Source organism: Affinundibacterium fentianense, assembly GCF_018139545.1.
GTDB classification, from domain to species: Bacteria; Pseudomonadota; Gammaproteobacteria; order Burkholderiales; family Burkholderiaceae_D; genus Undibacterium; species Undibacterium fentianense.
In genome coordinates this window covers 156,487-174,866 of sequence record NZ_JAGSPJ010000002.1, presented here as the reverse complement: position 1 = coordinate 174,866, position 18,380 = coordinate 156,487, and the positions used below count along the sequence as shown (strand labels likewise).

The 18,380-nt window shown below is 45.8% G+C and carries 13 protein-coding genes; 9 read left to right on the top strand and 4 right to left on the bottom strand.

What is annotated here, in order from left to right; translation table 11 throughout:
• Window positions 1-67: 67 nt before the first annotated feature.
• From KDM90_RS05620 to KDM90_RS05605, 4 genes are all read right to left on the bottom strand, one after another.
• A complete protein-coding gene (locus tag KDM90_RS05620) occupies window positions 68-505 on the bottom strand; it encodes an SWIB/MDM2 domain-containing protein (RefSeq protein ID WP_212674629.1) in 438 nt (145 codons plus the stop codon).
• Between the two features lie 651 nt (window positions 506-1,156).
• Window positions 1,157-2,515: a signal recognition particle protein gene (gene ffh, locus KDM90_RS05615; protein WP_212674628.1), complete on the bottom strand. Its 1,359-nt coding sequence runs from the start codon at window positions 2,513-2,515 to the stop codon at window positions 1,157-1,159.
• A 370-nt stretch (window positions 2,516-2,885) separates the two neighbouring features.
• Window positions 2,886-3,635, bottom strand: a complete 750-nt coding sequence (locus KDM90_RS05610; RefSeq protein WP_212674627.1) for a hypothetical protein — start codon at window positions 3,633-3,635, stop codon at window positions 2,886-2,888.
• Between the two features lie 424 nt (window positions 3,636-4,059).
• Window positions 4,060-6,222 (bottom strand): S46 family peptidase, encoded by a 2,163-nt coding sequence (locus KDM90_RS05605; protein WP_212674626.1) that lies wholly within the window; start codon window positions 6,220-6,222, stop codon window positions 4,060-4,062.
• 311 nt (window positions 6,223-6,533) lie between these two features.
• Between KDM90_RS05605 and KDM90_RS05600 the strand changes: the two genes are divergently transcribed.
• The 9 genes from KDM90_RS05600 to KDM90_RS05565 all read left to right on the top strand — a co-directional run bounded on the left by KDM90_RS05600 (window position 6,534) and on the right by KDM90_RS05565 (window position 18,362).
• Window positions 6,534-7,343 carry a cytochrome C assembly family protein gene (locus tag KDM90_RS05600; RefSeq protein ID WP_212674625.1) on the top strand — a complete coding sequence of 270 codons (810 nt, stop codon included), beginning with the start codon at window positions 6,534-6,536 and terminating at the stop codon, window positions 7,341-7,343.
• On the top strand, window positions 7,340-7,618 hold the full coding sequence (locus tag KDM90_RS18435; RefSeq protein ID WP_369123425.1) for a PP0621 family protein: 279 nt from the start codon (window positions 7,340-7,342) through the stop codon (window positions 7,616-7,618). The genes KDM90_RS05600 and KDM90_RS18435 overlap by 4 nt, the downstream gene beginning before the upstream one ends.
• A 30-nt stretch (window positions 7,619-7,648) precedes the next feature.
• Window positions 7,649-9,388: a two-component system sensor histidine kinase NtrB gene (locus KDM90_RS05595; RefSeq protein WP_212674624.1), complete on the top strand. Its 1,740-nt coding sequence runs from the start codon at window positions 7,649-7,651 to the stop codon at window positions 9,386-9,388.
• Entirely contained in the window at window positions 9,385-10,860 is a 1,476-nt protein-coding gene (locus KDM90_RS05590; protein WP_212674623.1) for a sigma-54-dependent transcriptional regulator, read from the top strand. Before KDM90_RS05595 ends, KDM90_RS05590 begins: the two co-directional genes overlap by 4 nt.
• Window positions 10,841-11,497, top strand: coding sequence for a 1,6-anhydro-N-acetylmuramyl-L-alanine amidase AmpD (gene ampD / locus KDM90_RS05585; protein WP_230409629.1), 657 nt, complete (start codon window positions 10,841-10,843; stop codon window positions 11,495-11,497). The genes KDM90_RS05590 and ampD overlap by 20 nt, the downstream gene beginning before the upstream one ends.
• 603 nt (window positions 11,498-12,100) lie before the next feature.
• Window positions 12,101-15,028 carry a ribonucleoside-diphosphate reductase subunit alpha gene (locus KDM90_RS05580; protein WP_212674622.1) on the top strand — a complete coding sequence of 976 codons (2,928 nt, stop codon included), beginning with the start codon at window positions 12,101-12,103 and terminating at the stop codon, window positions 15,026-15,028.
• Window positions 15,029-15,126: 98 nt separating this feature from the next.
• On the top strand, window positions 15,127-16,329 hold the full coding sequence (locus KDM90_RS05575; RefSeq protein WP_212674621.1) for a ribonucleotide-diphosphate reductase subunit beta: 1,203 nt from the start codon (window positions 15,127-15,129) through the stop codon (window positions 16,327-16,329).
• Window positions 16,330-16,838: 509 nt separating this feature from the next.
• Window positions 16,839-17,720 (top strand): hypothetical protein, encoded by an 882-nt coding sequence (locus tag KDM90_RS05570; RefSeq protein ID WP_212674620.1) that lies wholly within the window; start codon window positions 16,839-16,841, stop codon window positions 17,718-17,720.
• Window positions 17,721-17,807: 87 nt separating this feature from the next.
• Window positions 17,808-18,362 carry a YggT family protein gene (locus tag KDM90_RS05565; RefSeq protein WP_212674619.1) on the top strand — a complete coding sequence of 185 codons (555 nt, stop codon included), beginning with the start codon at window positions 17,808-17,810 and terminating at the stop codon, window positions 18,360-18,362.
• Window positions 18,363-18,380 lie beyond the last annotated feature (18 nt).

The window sequence follows — 18,380 nt, the reverse complement described above, 5'->3', positions numbered from 1 at the left end:
TTTGGGATTTGGGTAGTAATATTTACGACCCAAGCATTGCCCAAAGCAATATGGAAATCAGATCCGATTAGGACAGATGACCAGAAATGAGTTTTGTCATTTCAAACATGGAGACTTGTTTCTTGCCACCGAAAACGGCTTTCAATTTGTCATCCGCGTTGATATTGCGTTTGTTTGCTTCATCTTGCAGTTTGTGCTTTTTGATGTATTCCCAGATTTTTTTGGTTACTTCAGTACGTGGCATTGGTGCTGCGCCAATTACTGCTGCCAAAACTGGAGACAAAGTCATAGGCTTCATGAAAGCTGCATTTGGCTTACGTGCTGCCGCTGGCTTTTTCGCTGCTGCTGGTTTAGCTGCTGCTTTTGCAGGTTTAGCTGCTGCCTTTGCTGCAGGTTTAGCTGCTGCTTTTGCTACTGGTTTTTTTGCTGCTGCTGGTTTCGCTGCTGCTTTTGCGGCAGGCTTCGCTGCTGGTTTTGCTGCTGCTTTTTTTGGTGCTGTTGCCATATTGAGGCTCCTTCACAATTGTCTTGGAAAATGCGCCATTTCACGCAGTGCTTATAGTGGTGCCGATTACAGAGTGATGCAAGTGTTTTTTTTTGCTTTTTGCGAAAAATGTGTGAGAAATCAGGGCAGACGTGGTTTTCAGAGGGGAAAATGTCGTTTTTCCTCTGCAGAGTGTGAAATTTTCGTGATGTTTGACGTGGATAGAAAACCTCTCAACACAGAGGCACAGAGACACAGAGGAAGGGCAGGAGGTTGGTTTTTTGTGGAAATGGAGGAGGGGGTTGCTGTTGAGTTCCTCATGAAAATTCCCTCAATGCCGAGACGCTGATGCGCAGAATGGCGCAGAGGAAGCACTGTAGTTTTTGCTGCTTCTCTTTCGTTTTTTTAGCGACTCTTGGATGAAGGGTTATTGTTCCAGCGTGTGTGAGTGCGCTACCTCATGTTGGGTTTCATTTTGTTCAGCACCAACCTACGATTTTGAAAAAACTAGCGAAGTTGTTTTTGTTTTTAAAAAAAACAGAGAAGCGATTTGCCTGCAGAAATTCAATTATAGGGATGTCGCGCTAGGCGCCGCCAAGCACAGCAATACTTCGGTATTGCGAGCATTGGCAACAACGCGCGGCGCCCTAGAATTGGATTTGTGCAGGTAAATCAACGCATCATGCCTTTCAACCCCCGCATCATTTTCATCATGCCGCCGCCTTTGAGCTTTTTCATCATGCTTTGCATTTGATCAAATTGCGCCAACATACGATTCACTTCTTGAATTTGGACACCAGCGCCAGCGGCAATGCGACGTTTGCGTGAAGCCTTGATCAGATCAGGTTTGGCACGTTCGAGCGGCGTCATCGAATTGATAATGCCTTCCATACGGCGCATTTGTTTTTCTGCGTTGTCCATATTCGCGCCGCTCGCCGCTTGTTGGAATTGTGCTGGCAATTTATCCATCAGACTCGATAAGCTGCCCATATTCTTCATTTGAGCGAGTTGCGCTTTGAAGTCATTCATATCGAACTTGCCGCCGACTTTGATCTTTTCTGCTAGACCTTTCGCCGCTTCAATATCCATGCCTTTTTGTGCGGATTCGACCAATGCAAGGATATCGCCCATACCGAGAATACGGTTCGCCATGCGCGTGGCATCAAAGGCTTCGAGGCCATCCAGTTTTTCAGAGACGCCAGCAAACTTGATCGGTTTGCCCGTGACATGACGCACAGACAAAGCTGCACCGCCGCGGGAATCACCATCCAGCTTGGTCAATACCACGCCAGTCAATGGCAACGCATCGTTAAATGCTTTTGCTGTATTTACCGCGTCTTGGCCTAACATGGCATCAACGACGAACAATGTTTCGATTGGTTTGACTGCTGCATGTACCGCAGCGATTTCTTGCATCATCGCTTCATCAATGCCGAGACGACCGGCGGTATCGATGATTAAGACTTCATGGTGATGTTTCTTGGCCCAGTCGAGAGCAGCCAGTGCAATGTCGACGGGTTTGTCGTTGATCGTTGTCGGAAAAAAATCGGCACCTGCTTGCGCAGTGACCGTTTCAAGCTGGCCAATCGCCGCAGGACGATAGACGTCGGCTGAGACAGTTAAAACTTTTTTCTTTTTCTTTTCTCGTAGATAGAGAGCGAGTTTACCAACTGTCGTTGTTTTACCCGCACCTTGTAGACCTGCCATTAAGATGATTGCGGGTGGTTGTGTCGCGAAATTTAACTCGGATGCGTTTTCACCTAAATCGGCACCAATCACAGAGGCAAGTTCTTTTTGTACGACACCAACCAAAGCTTGACCCGGTGTGAGCGAGCCGATCACATCTTCACCTAAAGCCTTTTCTTTCACCCTAGCGATTAATTCTCGCACCGCTGGCAAAGCAACGTCAGCTTCTAATAATGCCATGCGAACTTCGCGTAACATCTCGGCTGTATTGGATTCGGTCAAACGTGCCTCGCCGCGCATGGTCTTGACGACTTTGGCGAGACGTTGGGTTAAATTGTCTAACATAGTAAGCCTTTTAAATGAGTCCTTGATGCGGTCGATCTCGTGGAAAGAATTGAAAAAGCCAACGCCGGCGATCGTAGCGATGGCTAGCTTGAACTCGTTAAATATTGCTAGATTTTCATTCTGAAAAACCTGCGCTTCACAACATAAACCGAATTTGGCGAAGTCAGACTGTTGACGAGATAGACTAAACGTCCGTATTTTACCTGAAATGGGTCCTCAGAACCCGCATTTCAGGCATTCTCAGCGTTCTAAAGTAGCGAACTTGCGCGAACTGGGATCGACCTGTGATTCTTTTTGCAGGTACTGAAATGGGCTAAATTCTTGTTAAAGATCGAAATGTACTGACCGGGATTGGCATCTTTACGGAATGTCACGCATTAATCGCCATTCGTAGTTTCGCTTCCTCTTCCTCAGTAAAATCGAGACAACTAAAATCTTCGTCTAGCAAGAGCATAAATGGTGAATTCAATAAAGTCACGGCAAGTGCAAGATTGGTGCCTGGAGCGATAAATAAAGGCGTCTCATTTTCTCTGAATGCCGCATTCCAAATCCGTTTTTTTCCTTTGACGGACGTACTGAAACGAACGCTGTTGGTTTCTGAAATTTCCGTGACTTCTGCGATCACCGGTTTAAGAATCACTTTTGAACGTAACTGTTTCTTAAATTGAATGTCCTTCATTAGCGATAAAGCCGTATAAAAGGACATCGAAAAGAACAGTAGACACCATAAAACAAGAAATGTGATGCGGTTTTTGAGGTGTTTTATTTCGACATCGGTTGTGATTAATGCCAAATTTTTTTCGGAACGGATGGCAGCAATCGAATCAGCCGCTTTGAATCCAAGGTAGGAAAATTCGCGCTTAATTTGTCTTTGTTGCGGTGCTTCTGGATCTGGACGGTAAATAATGTTGGCGTCACAAGAAATCAGAATATGTCGCATGATGCGACATTGCCCTTGGATTTGTGCAGTTGGATCTTTTACGGGATTTTTTGAGATGATGTAATCGTCGATTAAGTCAGGAACCTGAAGAACAGGTAAGAAAATGAGAAACACGACACCGATAAGCATAAAGATCAAGCTGAGCCAAGTATTTGTGAGACGTGAATGAAGAATGCTCATAGGGCGCTTTGGAAACGCATCCAGGATCTTGTGCGTGCGTGAACGATGTGGTGCTGTGGGTGTGGTGGACGTATGAGACATCTTGAGTTTGGGGAGTGTTGTTGGTGAAATGTATATAGTGCTTGAATTGTAAAATTATTCTTTACGCAATTGAAGCGATTTTTATTTGGCGTAATTTTTGAATGAGCTGATTTCTATGAAGGAGAAGGGGGGGGGGGGCGATTACACCTCGAATAGTTAAGTTCCAATTGAGAGGCAATGTGCCGAACAAAGCAATAAGGAACGCAGAGGCCTAAGTGCATGATAAAAAAAGGCGAGCTGATTATTCAGCCCGCCTAGTGTAGTGAAACGACATCGATTGGTTGCAGTCTTGCTGCACCGACTAGTGACTTGTCGAACGAATCGATTTAATTCGTGAAAGAAATTATTCTGCGCCCATTTCTTTCAATAAATTATCTGCTTTGTCGACATGTTTCATTTGCCATAACATGTAGCGTAAGTCGACCTGGATAGAGCGGCTAGATGCTTTGTTATAGTCCCAATCTGCAATAATCGAATCGAGTGTACCGTCGAAAGCCAAGCCAATGAATTCGCCTTTTGCATTTAGTGCTGCTGATCCTGAGTTGCCACCGGTGATATCTAGTGTAGCGAGATAGTTGACTGGTACAGTTTTTAATACCGGATCAACGTATTTACCAAAATCTTTCGCTTTGATCGCTGCTAACTGATTCGCAGGTGCATTAAATTCACCTGTTCCGGTTGCTTTGGCAGTGATACCTTTGACTGTCGTGAATGCGGTCCAAGTTGTACCATCCGCACCGAATGGGCGGCTCGCAACTTTACCAAATGTCACGCGTAAAGTGCTGTTGGCGTCGGGATAAACTGCTTGGCCTTTGCTCTTCATGTAGGCGATTTTTGCTTTCATGTAGCTGGCATAGGCTTTTTGCATATCGCCTGCAGATTCTTGATCAGCCACTTCACGTTTCATGCCTTCGTCAAACATAGCGACCGCTGCTTTGATAAAACTGTCATTGCTCGCTTTGAATTCATCCACAGATTTGTTTAACCATGAAGCACGGAAAGTTTTATCACCGAACTGGCTACCAGCATACATTTGGTCTAATAAAGTTTGCAGCTGTACTTTACTCATGCCATCTTTGATGCCCATCGCATTGTCGAAATTCGCGTTACGCTCGGCAGCAGGCGCAGCAGCATATTTGACCAAGCTGTTCAAGACTAATGCTTTATCGACTTTTTCATCATAGCTGCGCTCGACACCGTCAACAGTTGCTTTAAAACGGGGCAGGTCGCGATTTTGGAAGCCCGCACGACGCTCTGCGTCTGGCTTCGCCTTTTCATGCGCCAAGCGATACAAAGTGCGTGCCGTGCCTAAGAAGCGAGGATAGGAGGACGCGAGGAAAGATTCTTTTTTCGCGGTTGCATCACGTTTCGCATAAATCGCTTCAATTTTTTCGATATCTGCAGCGTATTCTGCTTTTGTTTTAGGATTGGAATTGACCCAAGCTTTTAGGTCAGCGTGTTCCTTGGTTTTACGTTCCAAAATATCGCTGCCAGCATAACTATCTAACATGCCTTGACGGTTTTTGTAGTAGTTATTGATATTTGCAACCATGCCAGCGTATTTAAGATTGGCATCTTTATTATCTTTTGTCTCGTTTGCGATAATCGCTAGCGTTTCCGCTGATCCTTTAACAAAATTCGGATATTCAAAATCGAAAGTGTAGGCAATCTCAGATGGCAAACGATGGCGATTTGTACGGCCAGGATAGCCCAAAACCATGACAAAATCGCCTTCTTTTAATCCATCTTTAGCCAATTTTAAGACGTGTTTTGGTGTGTAAGGGACGTTGTCTTTGCTGTATTCAGCGGGCTTACCATCTTTGCTGACATAGGCACGATAGAAACCGTAGTCACCCGTGTGGCGAGGCCACATCCAATTGTCCGTGTCGCCACCAAATTTCCCAACCCCTTCGGCTGGCGCATGGACCAAACGGACGTCCTTAATTTCCATTTGTTTAATTAAATAGAATTCCAACCCACCGTAAAATGACGGAATACTGCAGCGGAATCCCGCTTCTTTTTCACATGCAGCAATCAATGTTTTTTGATTTTTTTCGATTGCGTCGATACGCGCCTTGCCGGTCAGTTTCGCAACATCAGCACTGATGACTTTCTCACTGACGTTGTTCACTTCAGTCGTTACAAAGATTCGGGAACCAGGACCTGCGGGCAATTCTTCGGCCAAAGTTTTGGCTAAGAAACCGTCGGCCAGTAAATTTTTCTCTGGAGTTGAATTGCGTGCTACGCTGTCGTAGACGCAGTGATGGTTGGTTGCAACTAAACCTTGTGGAGAGACGAAGGAAGCGGAGCATCCGCCCAGACTGACAATCGCTCCCATCGGGAATTCAGTTAATTGCGTGAGTGTCTTGGGATCTAGTTTGAGACCCGCTGCTTTGAGCTGTTTAGCGACTTGAGGTAGTTGTTGTGGCATCCACATACCTTCATCAGCGTACACATTTGCGCCGCTCATTGTGAGTGCGGCTAAAGCGAAAAGTGATTTTTTCATTTTATTTCCTGCCAAAAGGCGGTTGATCGATCATTCTTGGGGCTGAGAAGCGCGATTAGTTTTGCCAGTCGCGTTTCTGAGAGCTCGCAGTATCCTGAAGGCGCCACCACTCGTCAAGGGTCAACGATGCGCTTTTTGTAGATTGTCGCGACAACGCGTCCTGTTTGATGTCTAGTGTTGTAATTCTGCGGGTGAAAGTTTCCATAGAGGATTTTTTTGAAGTCTGCGATACTTTTGTGTTGGCGCAATAGAAGTGGCACCAGATTGGTGAAAGCAAAAAATTTCAACGCAACATAGTGTAAACTTAGAGAATGCTAATTTATCTCTCCATTACGGCAGCACTGCTTTATGTGATATGTCCGTTTATTTCAGATAGTCGCCGCGTCGTGGCTTTGGTACTGACCGCCTGTGCTTGGTGTTTGCATGGGCTGGTTTTGGGTCTGAGTTTGTATGCTGAGCATGCATTGCGAATAGGCTTCGCGGTGGTATGGTCGGCGGCAATTTGGGTTTCAGTTTTGGTGTATTTGGTCGAGAACAGAAACTTTTCCTTGGATGGTCTACGTATATTAGTATTGCCGCAGGCAGCTGTGACAGTGTTGTTACCTATAGCGTTTCCAGGAAGCCTCGTGATGTTGTCCAGCAAACCTTCGATGTTCCCTTGGCATGTCGGTGTAGCTTTACTTGCTTACAGCACGCTCACGATCGCAGCTTTTCATGCCTTGGCGATGTATGTGCAAGATTTATATCTCCATCGCAGGCGCGCTAAGCCTGTGCAGACTTGGTTGGAGCGTGCGCTCGATCGGTTGCCAGCCTTACTCAAGATGGAACATATCTTGTTCTTGCTGGTGACCTTGGGATTTATCCTACTCAGCTTAACGGTCCTTTCCGGTGTTATTTTTTCTGAGCAGTTTTTAGGGGTTGCGTTTAAATGGGATCATAAGACTGTTTTGTCTTTGCTTTCTTGGTTGCTCTTTGCCGTGTTGTTGGCGGGGCGTCAGTGGCGCGGATGGCGCGGCAAGGCGGTATTGAGGATTACTTTATTTGGGTTTGTCAGTCTGTTACTGGCCTATGTTGGTAGTCGCTTCGTATTGGAAGTCGTGTTGCACAGGAGCGTCTTATGAGGATCATCGTGTGGTTGGGGCTGGCTGTATTGGTTTACTTTGCTATTCGAAAAAATATGAATGCAAGTCGGACCTCGGCGAAAAAGGAAGAAACGCGTTTCTCGACTGAGGATGGAAGTTCTTTTTCTGCAGCCCGTTCGGTTCATCAAACCACGCAAAGCGAAGCTATGCTCAATTGTGCCCAATGCCAAATTTATTTTCCAGCTTCGGAGGCAGTCCTTCGCGGCAATTTACAATTTTGCTGCAAGGAACATGCAGAAGCATTTAGTCAATAATTTTGACCGATTTTATTGAACTTCAAATACATGACACTTAACGAGCTTCGACAAGGTGACATTGGTGCGACACTCTGGCGCTCCTTGCAAACCTTAAATTATTCGCGGGTCATTGTTGCACTCGCGATTTTGCTCTTTCTAAGTTTTAAGAATTTCACAGAATACTGGATATTCGAACCGAATTTGCTACGCGCAATTGCAGCAAGCTATCTGTTATTGGCGCTCGCATTTGTTGTCGTTAAGCGTCAATGGCAACAACGATTTCTGCTACAGCTCGTTACCCAAATTAGTTTGGATTTGCTGGTTGTCTCAATTCTCTACATCGGATCGGGTGGGAGTAAGAGTGGTCTAATTATTCTCTATCTCTTTCCTCTGGTTGGCTTGGGAATTTTGGGCCCATTGGTTCTCGCACTTTTTTTTGTCTCTGCGGTGTCAATTTTCTTGTTGACGGTGAATACCTATCAGGTTTTACAGAGTGAAGATAGTGGGATTATTTCACAAGCCGGGTTGTACGGTGCAGCCTATTTCGCTGTGGTGTATGTGCTGAATCGCTTGGCAAAAAACCTCATTGGGCAAGAAGAGTTAGCCTCGCGAAGAGGTTATGAATTAGCACTACAGCAAGCCATTAATCGCACTGTCATTGCTGATATGGATGATGGAATTTTGGTGATTGATCAGGATGGCCATTTATTTGAGATGAATCCGGCCGCTGAGCGCATGCTAGGTATACTTCAGCGTAAGGATAGAACGGTAGAAAAAGTTGGACTTCATCAGATTGCTGGTTTGGAGCCCATCGCGGAAGCGTTCCAGAAATGGACAAATGGGCAGCGACCTGATACCACGACTTGGTTACGCAATGAGGGCGCGTCTTTTGTCGTTATTCGTCACTATATCGAAGAGCGCGCGCCGAACCAGGCTTTGTCGGCGACTGAGGAACCGGTCGAAGTTTCAACGCACTTGAAATTGCGTTTTGTTAGGATAGATGAGAGCGAATACGATCAACTTGAATTGCACCTTAAACCTTATACGTTGATATTTATTCAAAACGTTTCAGAGTTAGAGAACCAAGCCCAACAGTTGAAGCTAGCGTCAATGGGGCGACTGACGGCGAGTATTGCGCATGAAGTCCGCAATCCGCTTTCTTCGATTTCTTATGCGGCTTCATTGCTAGGCGAGGACGTTCAAAACGAAGTGCAGTCTAGGCGTCTATTGAAAATAGTTGAAGACAATGTCGCCCGCCTCAATCAGATGATCGAAGATATTTTGAAGTTGTCGCGTAAAGCGCAAATGAATCTGGAACCTATTTCGCTGATTGATGAAATTCGAGACATCGTGCAAGAGTTTGTTGAAACGCGCGGGATTTCTGAACAAATGATTTTAATCAGTGATAACGGCCATTTTGATATCATGTTTGACCTTGGCCACCTACATGAAGTGATTACTAATTTACTGTCAAACGCAGTCCGCTATGCCAGTGGAAAACCAGGTTGTATTCGCTTGATTATGACCGTGTCATCTGGTAATCGACGCGAACTTCACATACAAGATGATGGTCCGGGTATTTCGGCAACGGTACGAGCCCATTTGTTTGAGCCTTTTTACACGACTTCGAGCAAAGGAACCGGTTTGGGTTTATATATGGCACGCGAATTGTGCTTGAATAATCATGCTTTGCTTGATTATGAATACCGCAATGATGAAACTTCAACCTACGGGATAGATCCCGGAGGGCGTTTCGTAATTAATTTTTCCTCGAATGAGAAGTCATGAGTCAAAACGATAGCGGCGCTACTACGACTAATGCGCGGATCTTGGTGATCGATGATGAGGCACATCTTCGAGAGTTATTGGAAATTACTCTCATAAAGATGGGTTTAGATGTGGATACAGCCGAATCCTTGGAAGGCGCACGCCGTTTTTTGAGTAAACATAGCTATTCTTTAGTGCTTACCGATATGCGTTTGCCTGATGGATCCGGCTTAGAGATGGTTGAAGAAGTGAATGCGCAATATCGCGCGACACCAATTGCGGTGATCACGGCATTTGGAAGTGCAGATAATGCGGTCGTCGCATTGAAAGCTGGCGCATTTGACTACGTTTCGAAGCCGGTCGCTTTAGACCAACTACGTAAGTTGGTGCGCTCAGCCTTGCAAATGCAGCATGTTAAACCAACAGAAGAAGTCGCGATTGTGAGTGCGACGCCTTCCTCACCCTCGTTCTTGATTGGGCAGTCGAGCGAAATACAACATGTTCGAGCACAGATTAGTCGGTTAGCCCGAAGTATGGCGCCAGTTATTATTACTGGTGAGTCAGGAAGTGGTAAAGAATTAGCGGCTCGTGAGATACATCGAAATAGTCCGCGAGCAGACAAGCCCTTTATCGCTGTCAATTGTGGGGCGATTCCCGAAGCCTTGATGGAAGCTGAATTTTTTGGCTACCGCAAAGGGGCTTTTACAGGTGCGGTTGATGATAGAGATGGTTTCTTTCAGGCTGCGAATGGTGGAACCTTAATGCTCGATGAAGTGGCTGATTTGCCCTTAGCGATGCAAGTGAAGCTACTGCGAGCAATTCAAGAGCGTCGCGTGCGTAAAGTAGGCGCGACCATTGAAGAGGCTGTCGATGTGCGAATATTGAGCGCAACCCATCAAAATCTTGAAGCTTGCGTCAATGAAGGAAAATTCCGTCAAGATCTCTATTATCGTTTAAATGTGATCGAGCTAGTATTGCCGCCTTTACGTCAGCGCTTGAATGATGTGAGCGAATTAGCGAATTCGATCTTGCTTAAGTTGGGTGTGCCTGGTTACCCTGTTTCATTGACCGAATCGGCTTTAAGTGCTTTGCAAAGCTATGATTTTCCTGGCAATGTCCGTGAATTGGAGAATATTTTAGAGCGGGCAGCAGCGTTTGCAAATGACGGCAGTATTGAAGTAATCGATCTAGGGCTTAGGGGAAGCACTCGTGCGAGCGTAGCCGACAAGTTTACCTCTGTTTCAGTAGAACAGATCCAGCAGATGGAGTCTACGGATACTGTCGGGTTGAATAAGCCTGCATCTGTTCTTCTGCCGGAATTGCCATGCAGCTTGCCAGCGTTTTTAGAGCATATCGAGCGCGAGGTCATTCGAGCTGCATTGTTGAAAACACGCAATAACCGGACTCAGGCTGCCGAATTGTTGGGCGTGAGTTTTCGACAATTGCGATACTCTATACAAAAGCTGAAAATTCATGATGTTGAAGCGGATTAATCCATCGCACGTAGTGGGTCAGTATGTCGAACCAATGTTGGACAATTTGCGTGATCCGACATTGATTCCGTTGAGGATAGACCCGCGTGGTTGGTGCCCGCAGATCGAACAGCATCACTCCCCCAACTTCGGCACACGACCCGCAGGAATAGCGATCAATTTGCTGGTGATTCACAACATCAGTTTACCTTTAGCAGAATTTTGCGGTCCGCATATCGTTGATTTATTTCTTAATCGATTAGAAATTGACGCCCATCCAAGCTTTCACGATTTGCGCGGAGTACAAGTTTCTAGTCATTTCTTGATTCGTCGAGACGGTCATCTCATACAATTCGTGTCGACCTTGGATCGTGCATGGCATGCTGGTGTTTCATGCTTTGAAGAGAGAGAAGGCTGCAATGATTATTCTATCGGTATTGAACTAGAGGGATGTGATTTTTTACCATTTACCTCCGATCAGTACCTATCTTTACAATTGCTAAGCAAAGCGTTGATCGATGCACACCCGATCGAGCACATCGTTGGACATGACGAAATTGCACCTGGTCGCAAGACGGACCCTGGTCCCTGCTTTGATTGGAATCGATACGCAAATAGCCTACCGCATTGGGATGTACAAAGGTCTGGTTTAGGCTGACCAATTCGGCCTATCGGTCGTCTAACTTGTATTTACGATAGTAAAGTGACTATCAAGTTTCCCTATCTGTGGTTTATTTTTCTCTTTTTCTTCTTCTTGCAAAAATAAATTCAACAAAAAAATCTGCGTTTGTTGAGTCGCCTGCACAAATTTTTTGCATACCATGTGAGTGTCCACTCACGTCGGAATCCCCGTTGTTTTGTATGTTCTCGGTTGTCAAACGAATGCATACAAAATCTCCCAAAAATATCCACCTTTGAATAAAAAAACCGGTTGCACTCTCGAGATCGAGACACTAGAATTAGTGCAAATAAAAATAAATGCACTAGATATAGTGTTTTTTGGAAAGTTTCCCAAAGTTATTTTTTTCACGTGTTCTGATTCGATTTAATCGCCTCACACGCTAGTCTGACGTCGTTCATCGCTGTTTAGATTTGGATGAGACGGTTGCACAGTTCACGTACAAGCGGAAGTGGAAGTTGAAGTTGCTGAGACCTTCAGCAAATCGCAGTACAGCAAGCAGTACAACTAGTTGTAACACGCGCAGTACGAACGCAATATTCACCTTAATTCAATTTATAAGACCCTGAACCTGGAGGCGAAATGCACTCTTCTTTAGAAATATCATCAACTCAAGCTCATGATCCTGTCGCTGCGCAAGCTAGCCTGTCGCCGCAAAATCATGTCGTTCCAACTGCGAGTTTTAGCGACTACCGTATTATTCGTAGAAATGGTGCGGTCGTAGGCTTTGAGCCGTCGAAAATTTCAATCGCTGTGACGAAAGCCTTTTTGGCTGTCAATGGTGGTCAGGGTGCTGCATCCGCAAGAATACGTGAGCTGGTCGAACACCTGACGTTTAACGTAGTCAGTGCATTGATGCGTCGCCAGCCAAATGGCGGCACATTCCATATCGAAGACATCCAAGATCAAGTCGAATTGGCATTGATGCGTTCAGGTGAACATGATGTCGCACGTGCTTATGTGTTGTACCGCGCAAAACGGATGGATGAGCGTCGTCAACAATTAGAGGCTCAAGCAGCGGGTAAGCAAGACGCAACTGCTCCGCAAATTCATGTGATCGTTGACGGTAAGCCACAAGTGCTGAATGTTGGGCAAGTCCGTGCTTTGATTTCCGCTGCTTGCGTTGGACTCGAAAAATTGGTTGATGCAGAAGCGATTCTGATCGAGACTTTAAAGAATTTATATGATGGTGTTCCAGTTGAGGAATTACATAAGTCCGCGATCCTTGCAGCGCGTGCCTTAATGGAAAAAGAACCAGCGTATAGTCAAGTCACTGCACGTTTGCTATTGCACACGGTACGTAAAGAAGTATTTAACAAAGAAGTGGCCCAAGCGGATGCCGCAGCGGAGTATCTTGAGTATTTTCCGAAGTTTGTTAAAAAAGGTATCGAAGCAGGATTGCTGGACGCCAAACTCGCGCAGTTTGATTTAAAGCGTATGGCAAAAGCCTTAGTTGCTGACCGCGATTTGCAATTCGGCTACCTTGGTTTGCAAACTTTATACGATCGCTACTTCTTGCACATTCGCGACATCCGTATCGAAATGCCGCAAGCGTTCTACATGCGCGTGGCGATGGGCTTGGCCTTGAATGAGATTGATCGCGAAGCGCGCGCAATTGAATTCTATAATTTATTGTCGACCTTCGATTTCATGAGCTCTACGCCGACACTATTTAATAGTGGTACGCAGCGTTCACAATTATCTTCTTGCTACTTAACGACCGTTGCGGATGATTTGGACGGTATTTATGAAGCAATCAAAGAAAACGCTCTATTGGCGAAATATGCCGGTGGTTTAGGCAATGACTGGACGCCAGTCCGCTCATTAGGTGCGCATATCAAAGGCACGAACGGAAAATCACAAGGCGTGGTGCCATTCTTGAAAGTCGTGAATGACACGGCGGTCGCGGTAAACCAAGGCGGTAAACGTAAAGGCGCGGTCTGTGCTTATCTCGAAACTTGGCACATGGACGTCGAAGAATTCTTGGAATTGCGTAAGAACACGGGTGATGATCGCCGCCGTACGCACGACATGAATACTTCGAATTGGATTCCAGACCTGTTCATGAAGCGCGTGATGGAGAAGGGCGAATGGACTTTGTTCTCACCATCTGACGTACCTGATCTTCACGATAAATTTGGTAAAGCATTCGAAGATGCTTACACCGCTTACGAAGCAAAAGCAGCAACAGGCGAAATTAAATTATCGAAAAAAGTTCAGGCATTAGATTTGTGGCGCAAAATGTTGTCGATGCTGTTCGAAACTGGTCACCCTTGGATCACGTTTAAAGATCCTTGCAATATTCGTTCGCCACAACAGCATGTAGGCGTCGTCCATAGCTCGAATTTGTGCACAGAGATTACACTGAACACGAATGACAGCGAAATTGCCGTGTGTAACTTGGGTTCAGTGAACATGCCAGCGCACATGAAAGATGGCAAGTTGGATCATGAAAAACTCAAACGCACGATCACGACTGCAATGCGTATGCTCGATAACGTGATTGATATTAATTACTATGCGGTCAAAAAAGCGCGTGATTCTAATTTACGTCACCGTCCGGTTGGCTTGGGAATCATGGGCTTCCAAGATTGCTTACATATGATGCGTGTACCTTATGCATCAATGGATGCGGTGCAATTCGCTGATACCTCAATGGAAGCAGTGTGTTACTACGCTTATTTGGCATCCACCGAGTTGGCGGAGGAGCGTGGTCGTTATAGCTCCTACAATGGATCACTTTGGGACCGTGGCATCTTGCCACAGGATTCGGTGAAGCTACTGGCACAAGAGCGCGGTGGCTATCTAGAAGTCGATAGTTCTGAAAGTATGGACTGGACGATCGTTCGCAATCGTATTAAGCAATTTGGTATGCGTAACTCCAATTGCGTCGCAATTGCACCAACCGCAACCATCTCGAACATTATTGGGGTTTCTGCGTGTATTGAGCCTACATACCAAAATTTATATGTTAAATCGAATTTGTCGGGTGAGTTCACGGAAATTAATGAGCACTTGGTGCGCGATTTGAAAGAGCGTGGTCTATGGGATGATGTAATGATCTCTGACCTGAAGTATTTCGACGGTAGCTTGGCGAAAATCGATAGAATTCCAGAAGACTTACGTGAACTGTATGCGACTGCATTTGAAATCAGCCCAACTTGGTTGGTGGAAGCAGCATCACGTCGTCAAAAATGGATAGATCAGGCGCAATCATTGAATATTTATATGGCGGGTGCTTCAGGTAAGAAATTGGATGAGACGTATAAATTGGCTTGGCTGCGTGGCTTGAAGACAACCTACTACTTACGTACGATTGGTGCGACCCATACTGAGAAATCCACAAGTAAAACTGGCGCATTGAATGCGGTTGCAGTTGATGGCGCCCATGGCGGTTATGTAACGGCGAGCGTCGAAGCGAGTGGAGTGCCAGCAGTTGAAGCGGAAGGTGCTGCGTGTTACTTGCGTCCTGGTGATCCAGGATTTGAGGAATGCGAAGCCTGCCAATAAGAACTTGATATAGCGAGGCCACTGTTGCAATGTAGTGGCAGTGGTCACGATCCTCGCTGCATTAAATTTAGCAAAATTTAACAAATAAGGAATATCACATGCTTTCATGGGATGATGAAGTCGCTCCAGCGGCACCTACGCCACGCCCGGCGGCACAACCTGCCGCTCCAGCGGGAGTTGCGAGTCAATTTGATTCATATCAAGCGCGTTTGCAAACGCAGGATATCGCGCTGAATCCTGCCTTGGTAACGAAGCCTGTGGTGGTGAGTGCCGAAGATATTGGGCGTCGAGTTAACGCAGCCGATAAGCGCATCATCAATGGTCAGACGGATGTAAATCAACTCGTTCCATTCAAATACAAATGGGCGTGGGACAAATATTTGGCAGGTTGCGCAAACCACTGGATGCCGCAAGAAATCAATATGCAGCGCGATATCGAACTCTGGAAAAATCCAAATGGATTGAGTGAAGATGAACGTCGTTTGGTAAAACGCAATCTCGGATTTTTTGTGACTGCCGATTCTTTGGCAGCAAATAATATTGTGCTTGGCACTTATCGCCACATCACTGCACCTGAATGTCGTCAATATTTATTGCGTCAAGCATTCGAAGAAGCGATTCATACGCATGCATACCAGTACATCGTTGAGTCACTCGGCTTAGATGAAGCTGAGATCTTCAATGCGTATAATGAAGTTGAATCCATTCGCGATAAAGATCAGTTTTTGATTCCCTTTATTGATGTGTTGACTAACCCGGAATTTAAGACGGGCACTATCGAAGCCGACCAAACACTGTTGCGCTCATTGATTGTTTTTGCGTGCTTGATGGAAGGGCTTTTTTTCTACGTTGGCTTCACACAAATTCTTGCGCTCGGTCGTCAAAATAAAATGATGGGTGCGGCGGAACAATACCAGTACATCTTGCGTGATGAATCGATGCACTGCAATTTCGGAATCGATTTGATCAACACCATCAAAATGGAAAATCCACATTTGTGGACTGCTGCATTTCGCGATGAAATTAAATCGTTGTTTTTACGTGCGGTGGAGTTGGAATATCGTTACGCAGAGGATACAATGCCGCGAGGAGTACTCGGCTTGAATGCGCCTATGTTTAAAGGCTATTTACGATTCATCGCAAATCGTCGCGCGCAACAAATTGGTCTCGATGTTTTGTTCCCACAAGAAGAAAATCCTTTCCCGTGGATGAGCGAAATGATCGATCTGAAAAAAGAGCGTAACTTCTTTGAGACCCGTGTCATCGAATATCAAACAGGTGGTGCACTCAATTGGGAATAAATTTTTGTAGTCGAAGATGTTCAAGACAAAATTCGTAAAACAGTTACAATGCGAAAAAAGTGATTGAACAAGAAAGGCTTCGCAAAACTGAATGAACTGTAGAGACTCATTCGAGAGAGCTTTAAACGATAGCGCGACCCCAGCGAGGCTGGGCGTTGCGCTTTTGTGTTTGGAAAATTGATTTTTCCAATCGGTGTTGAATCGTCGTATTGAAAGAATTCCGACGTTACAAGTCATAAAGTGCATGGAGATGTCATCATTTAAAGCACTTGTAACGTTTTGGCTGTTGTCATCAATCGTTAAGGTCTGCCTGTAGTCAACAAGAAAAAGAGGCAAACGACAAAGCCAGATGACCATCGAATGCGTTGCATACGCAAAAGTGGTCGGTGCCGAATTCATTAGCGCAACCAGAAGTCATGTTTGTGCCGATGAATAATCCGCTTATTAGAAAGCGAGCGGATTTTAACTTTAATCTGATTTTTTTCCGACTAACGTGAAGGAGAAACAAAATGGCAACAGCACCAGAAGCCAAGAAAGCAGCAGCTAAGCCTGCGGCGAAACCGGCGGCAAAGAAAGCTGCAGCAAAACCTGCGGCAAAATCTGCAGCAAAACCTGCAGCAAAACCTGCGGCAAAAGCAGCAGCGAAACCAGCAGCTAAGCCTGCAGCTAAAAAAGCGGCAGCGAAACCAGCAGCTAAGCCAGTAGCGAAAAAAGCAGCGGCGAAACCAGCAGCTAAGCCAGCAGCGAAAAAAGCAGCAGCGAAACCAGCAGCTAAGCCAGCAGCGAAAAAAGCAGCAGCGAAACCAGCAGCTAAGCCAGCAGCGAAAAAAGCAGCAGCGAAACCAGCAGCTAAGCCAGTAGCAAAAAAAGCAGCAGCGAAACCAGCAGCTAAGCCAGCAGCGAAAAAAGCAGCAGCGAAACCAGCAGCTAAGCCAGCAGCGAAAAAAGCAGCAGCGAAACCAGCAGCTAAGCCAGTAGCGAAAAAAGCAGCAGCGAAACCAGCAGCTAAGCCTGCAGCTAAAAAAGCGGCAGCGAAACCAGCAGCTAAGCCAGTAGCGAAAAAAGCAGCAGCGAAACCAGCAGCTAAGCCAGCAGCGAAAAAAGCAGCAGCGAAACCAGCAGCGAAAAAAGCAGCAGCGAAACCAGCAGCTAAGCCAGCAGCAAAAAAAGCAGCAGCTAAGCCAGCAGCGAAACCAGCCGCAAAGCCAGCAGCAAAAAAAGCGGCGGCTAAGCCAGCCGCAAAAAAGGCCGCAGCTAAACCAGCAGCGAAAAAAGCAGCAAAACCAGCAGCTGCAAAGCCTGCTGCAGTAGCGGCAGCGCCAGCAGAAGCAAAGACAGTTGTCAGTCCAACAGCAGCTTGGCCTTTCCCAACTGGTACTCGTCCAGCGTAATTTTCTTACTTGGACGCCTGGTTTTATTCAGGCACAATACCCACTGTGTGTTAATCACCCAGTGGGTTTTTTTTTGAGGTAGCAAGTATGTTCTATGAGATGTTTAGTTTTATTGTTGAGATCGTTGCGGGAATATTGGGCGGATTTCTTTTGTTGAGATTTTGGATGCAAGCCTTGCGTCTGCGGCCACCGAATTCATTAGGACTTGCGATTTTTCAAATTACTGATTGGCTAGTTAAACCAATTCGTCGTCTAGTGCCCGGCTTTGGCGGCTTTGATTGGGCTAGTTTGATTGGTGCTTTTCTTGTAGCCTTTTTATCCATACTGCTTGAGTCTCTATTTACTATGCAGCATCACCCAGGCATTTTTTTGTTGCTTGCACTACTGCGGCTCTGTCAGTGGGTAATTTACGGCTTGATGGCATTGTTGGTGCTTGAGGCGATACTTAGTTTTGTGAATCCCTATGCGCCGATTGCACCATTGATTCGTGCGTTAAATCAACCGATTTTGTCACCATTGCGCCGTATTATTCCTCCAATCGGTGGCATTGATTTTTCCGTGCTAGTAGCACTTATTATTTTGCAATTGCTGGGTCGTGTGTTAATGTCTGCGCTCCCAAACTTATATTTTTATCTAGCTTAAAAATATCCCGCTAGTTTG

Bases quoted from the DNA above. Each gene is read 5' to 3' on its own strand.
- KDM90_RS05620 (WP_212674629.1), bottom strand. From the start codon at position 505: ATGGCAACAGCACCAAAAAAAGCAGCAGCAAAACCAGCAGCGAAGCCT.
- ffh (WP_212674628.1), bottom strand. From the start codon at position 2,515: ATGTTAGACAATTTAACCCAACGTCTCGCCAAAGTCGTCAAGACCATG.
- KDM90_RS05610 (WP_212674627.1), bottom strand. From the start codon at position 3,635: ATGAGCATTCTTCATTCACGTCTCACAAATACTTGGCTCAGCTTGATC.
- KDM90_RS05605 (WP_212674626.1), bottom strand. From the start codon at position 6,222: ATGAAAAAATCACTTTTCGCTTTAGCCGCACTCACAATGAGCGGCGCA.
- KDM90_RS05600 (WP_212674625.1), top strand. From the start codon at position 6,534: ATGCTAATTTATCTCTCCATTACGGCAGCACTGCTTTATGTGATATGT.
- KDM90_RS18435 (WP_369123425.1), top strand. From the start codon at position 7,340: ATGAGGATCATCGTGTGGTTGGGGCTGGCTGTATTGGTTTACTTTGCT.
- KDM90_RS05595 (WP_212674624.1), top strand. From the start codon at position 7,649: ATGACACTTAACGAGCTTCGACAAGGTGACATTGGTGCGACACTCTGG.
- KDM90_RS05590 (WP_212674623.1), top strand. From the start codon at position 9,385: ATGAGTCAAAACGATAGCGGCGCTACTACGACTAATGCGCGGATCTTG.
- ampD (WP_230409629.1), top strand. From the start codon at position 10,841: ATGATGTTGAAGCGGATTAATCCATCGCACGTAGTGGGTCAGTATGTC.
- KDM90_RS05580 (WP_212674622.1), top strand. From the start codon at position 12,101: ATGCACTCTTCTTTAGAAATATCATCAACTCAAGCTCATGATCCTGTC.
- KDM90_RS05575 (WP_212674621.1), top strand. From the start codon at position 15,127: ATGCTTTCATGGGATGATGAAGTCGCTCCAGCGGCACCTACGCCACGC.
- KDM90_RS05570 (WP_212674620.1), top strand. From the start codon at position 16,839: ATGGCAACAGCACCAGAAGCCAAGAAAGCAGCAGCTAAGCCTGCGGCG.
- KDM90_RS05565 (WP_212674619.1), top strand. From the start codon at position 17,808: ATGTTCTATGAGATGTTTAGTTTTATTGTTGAGATCGTTGCGGGAATA.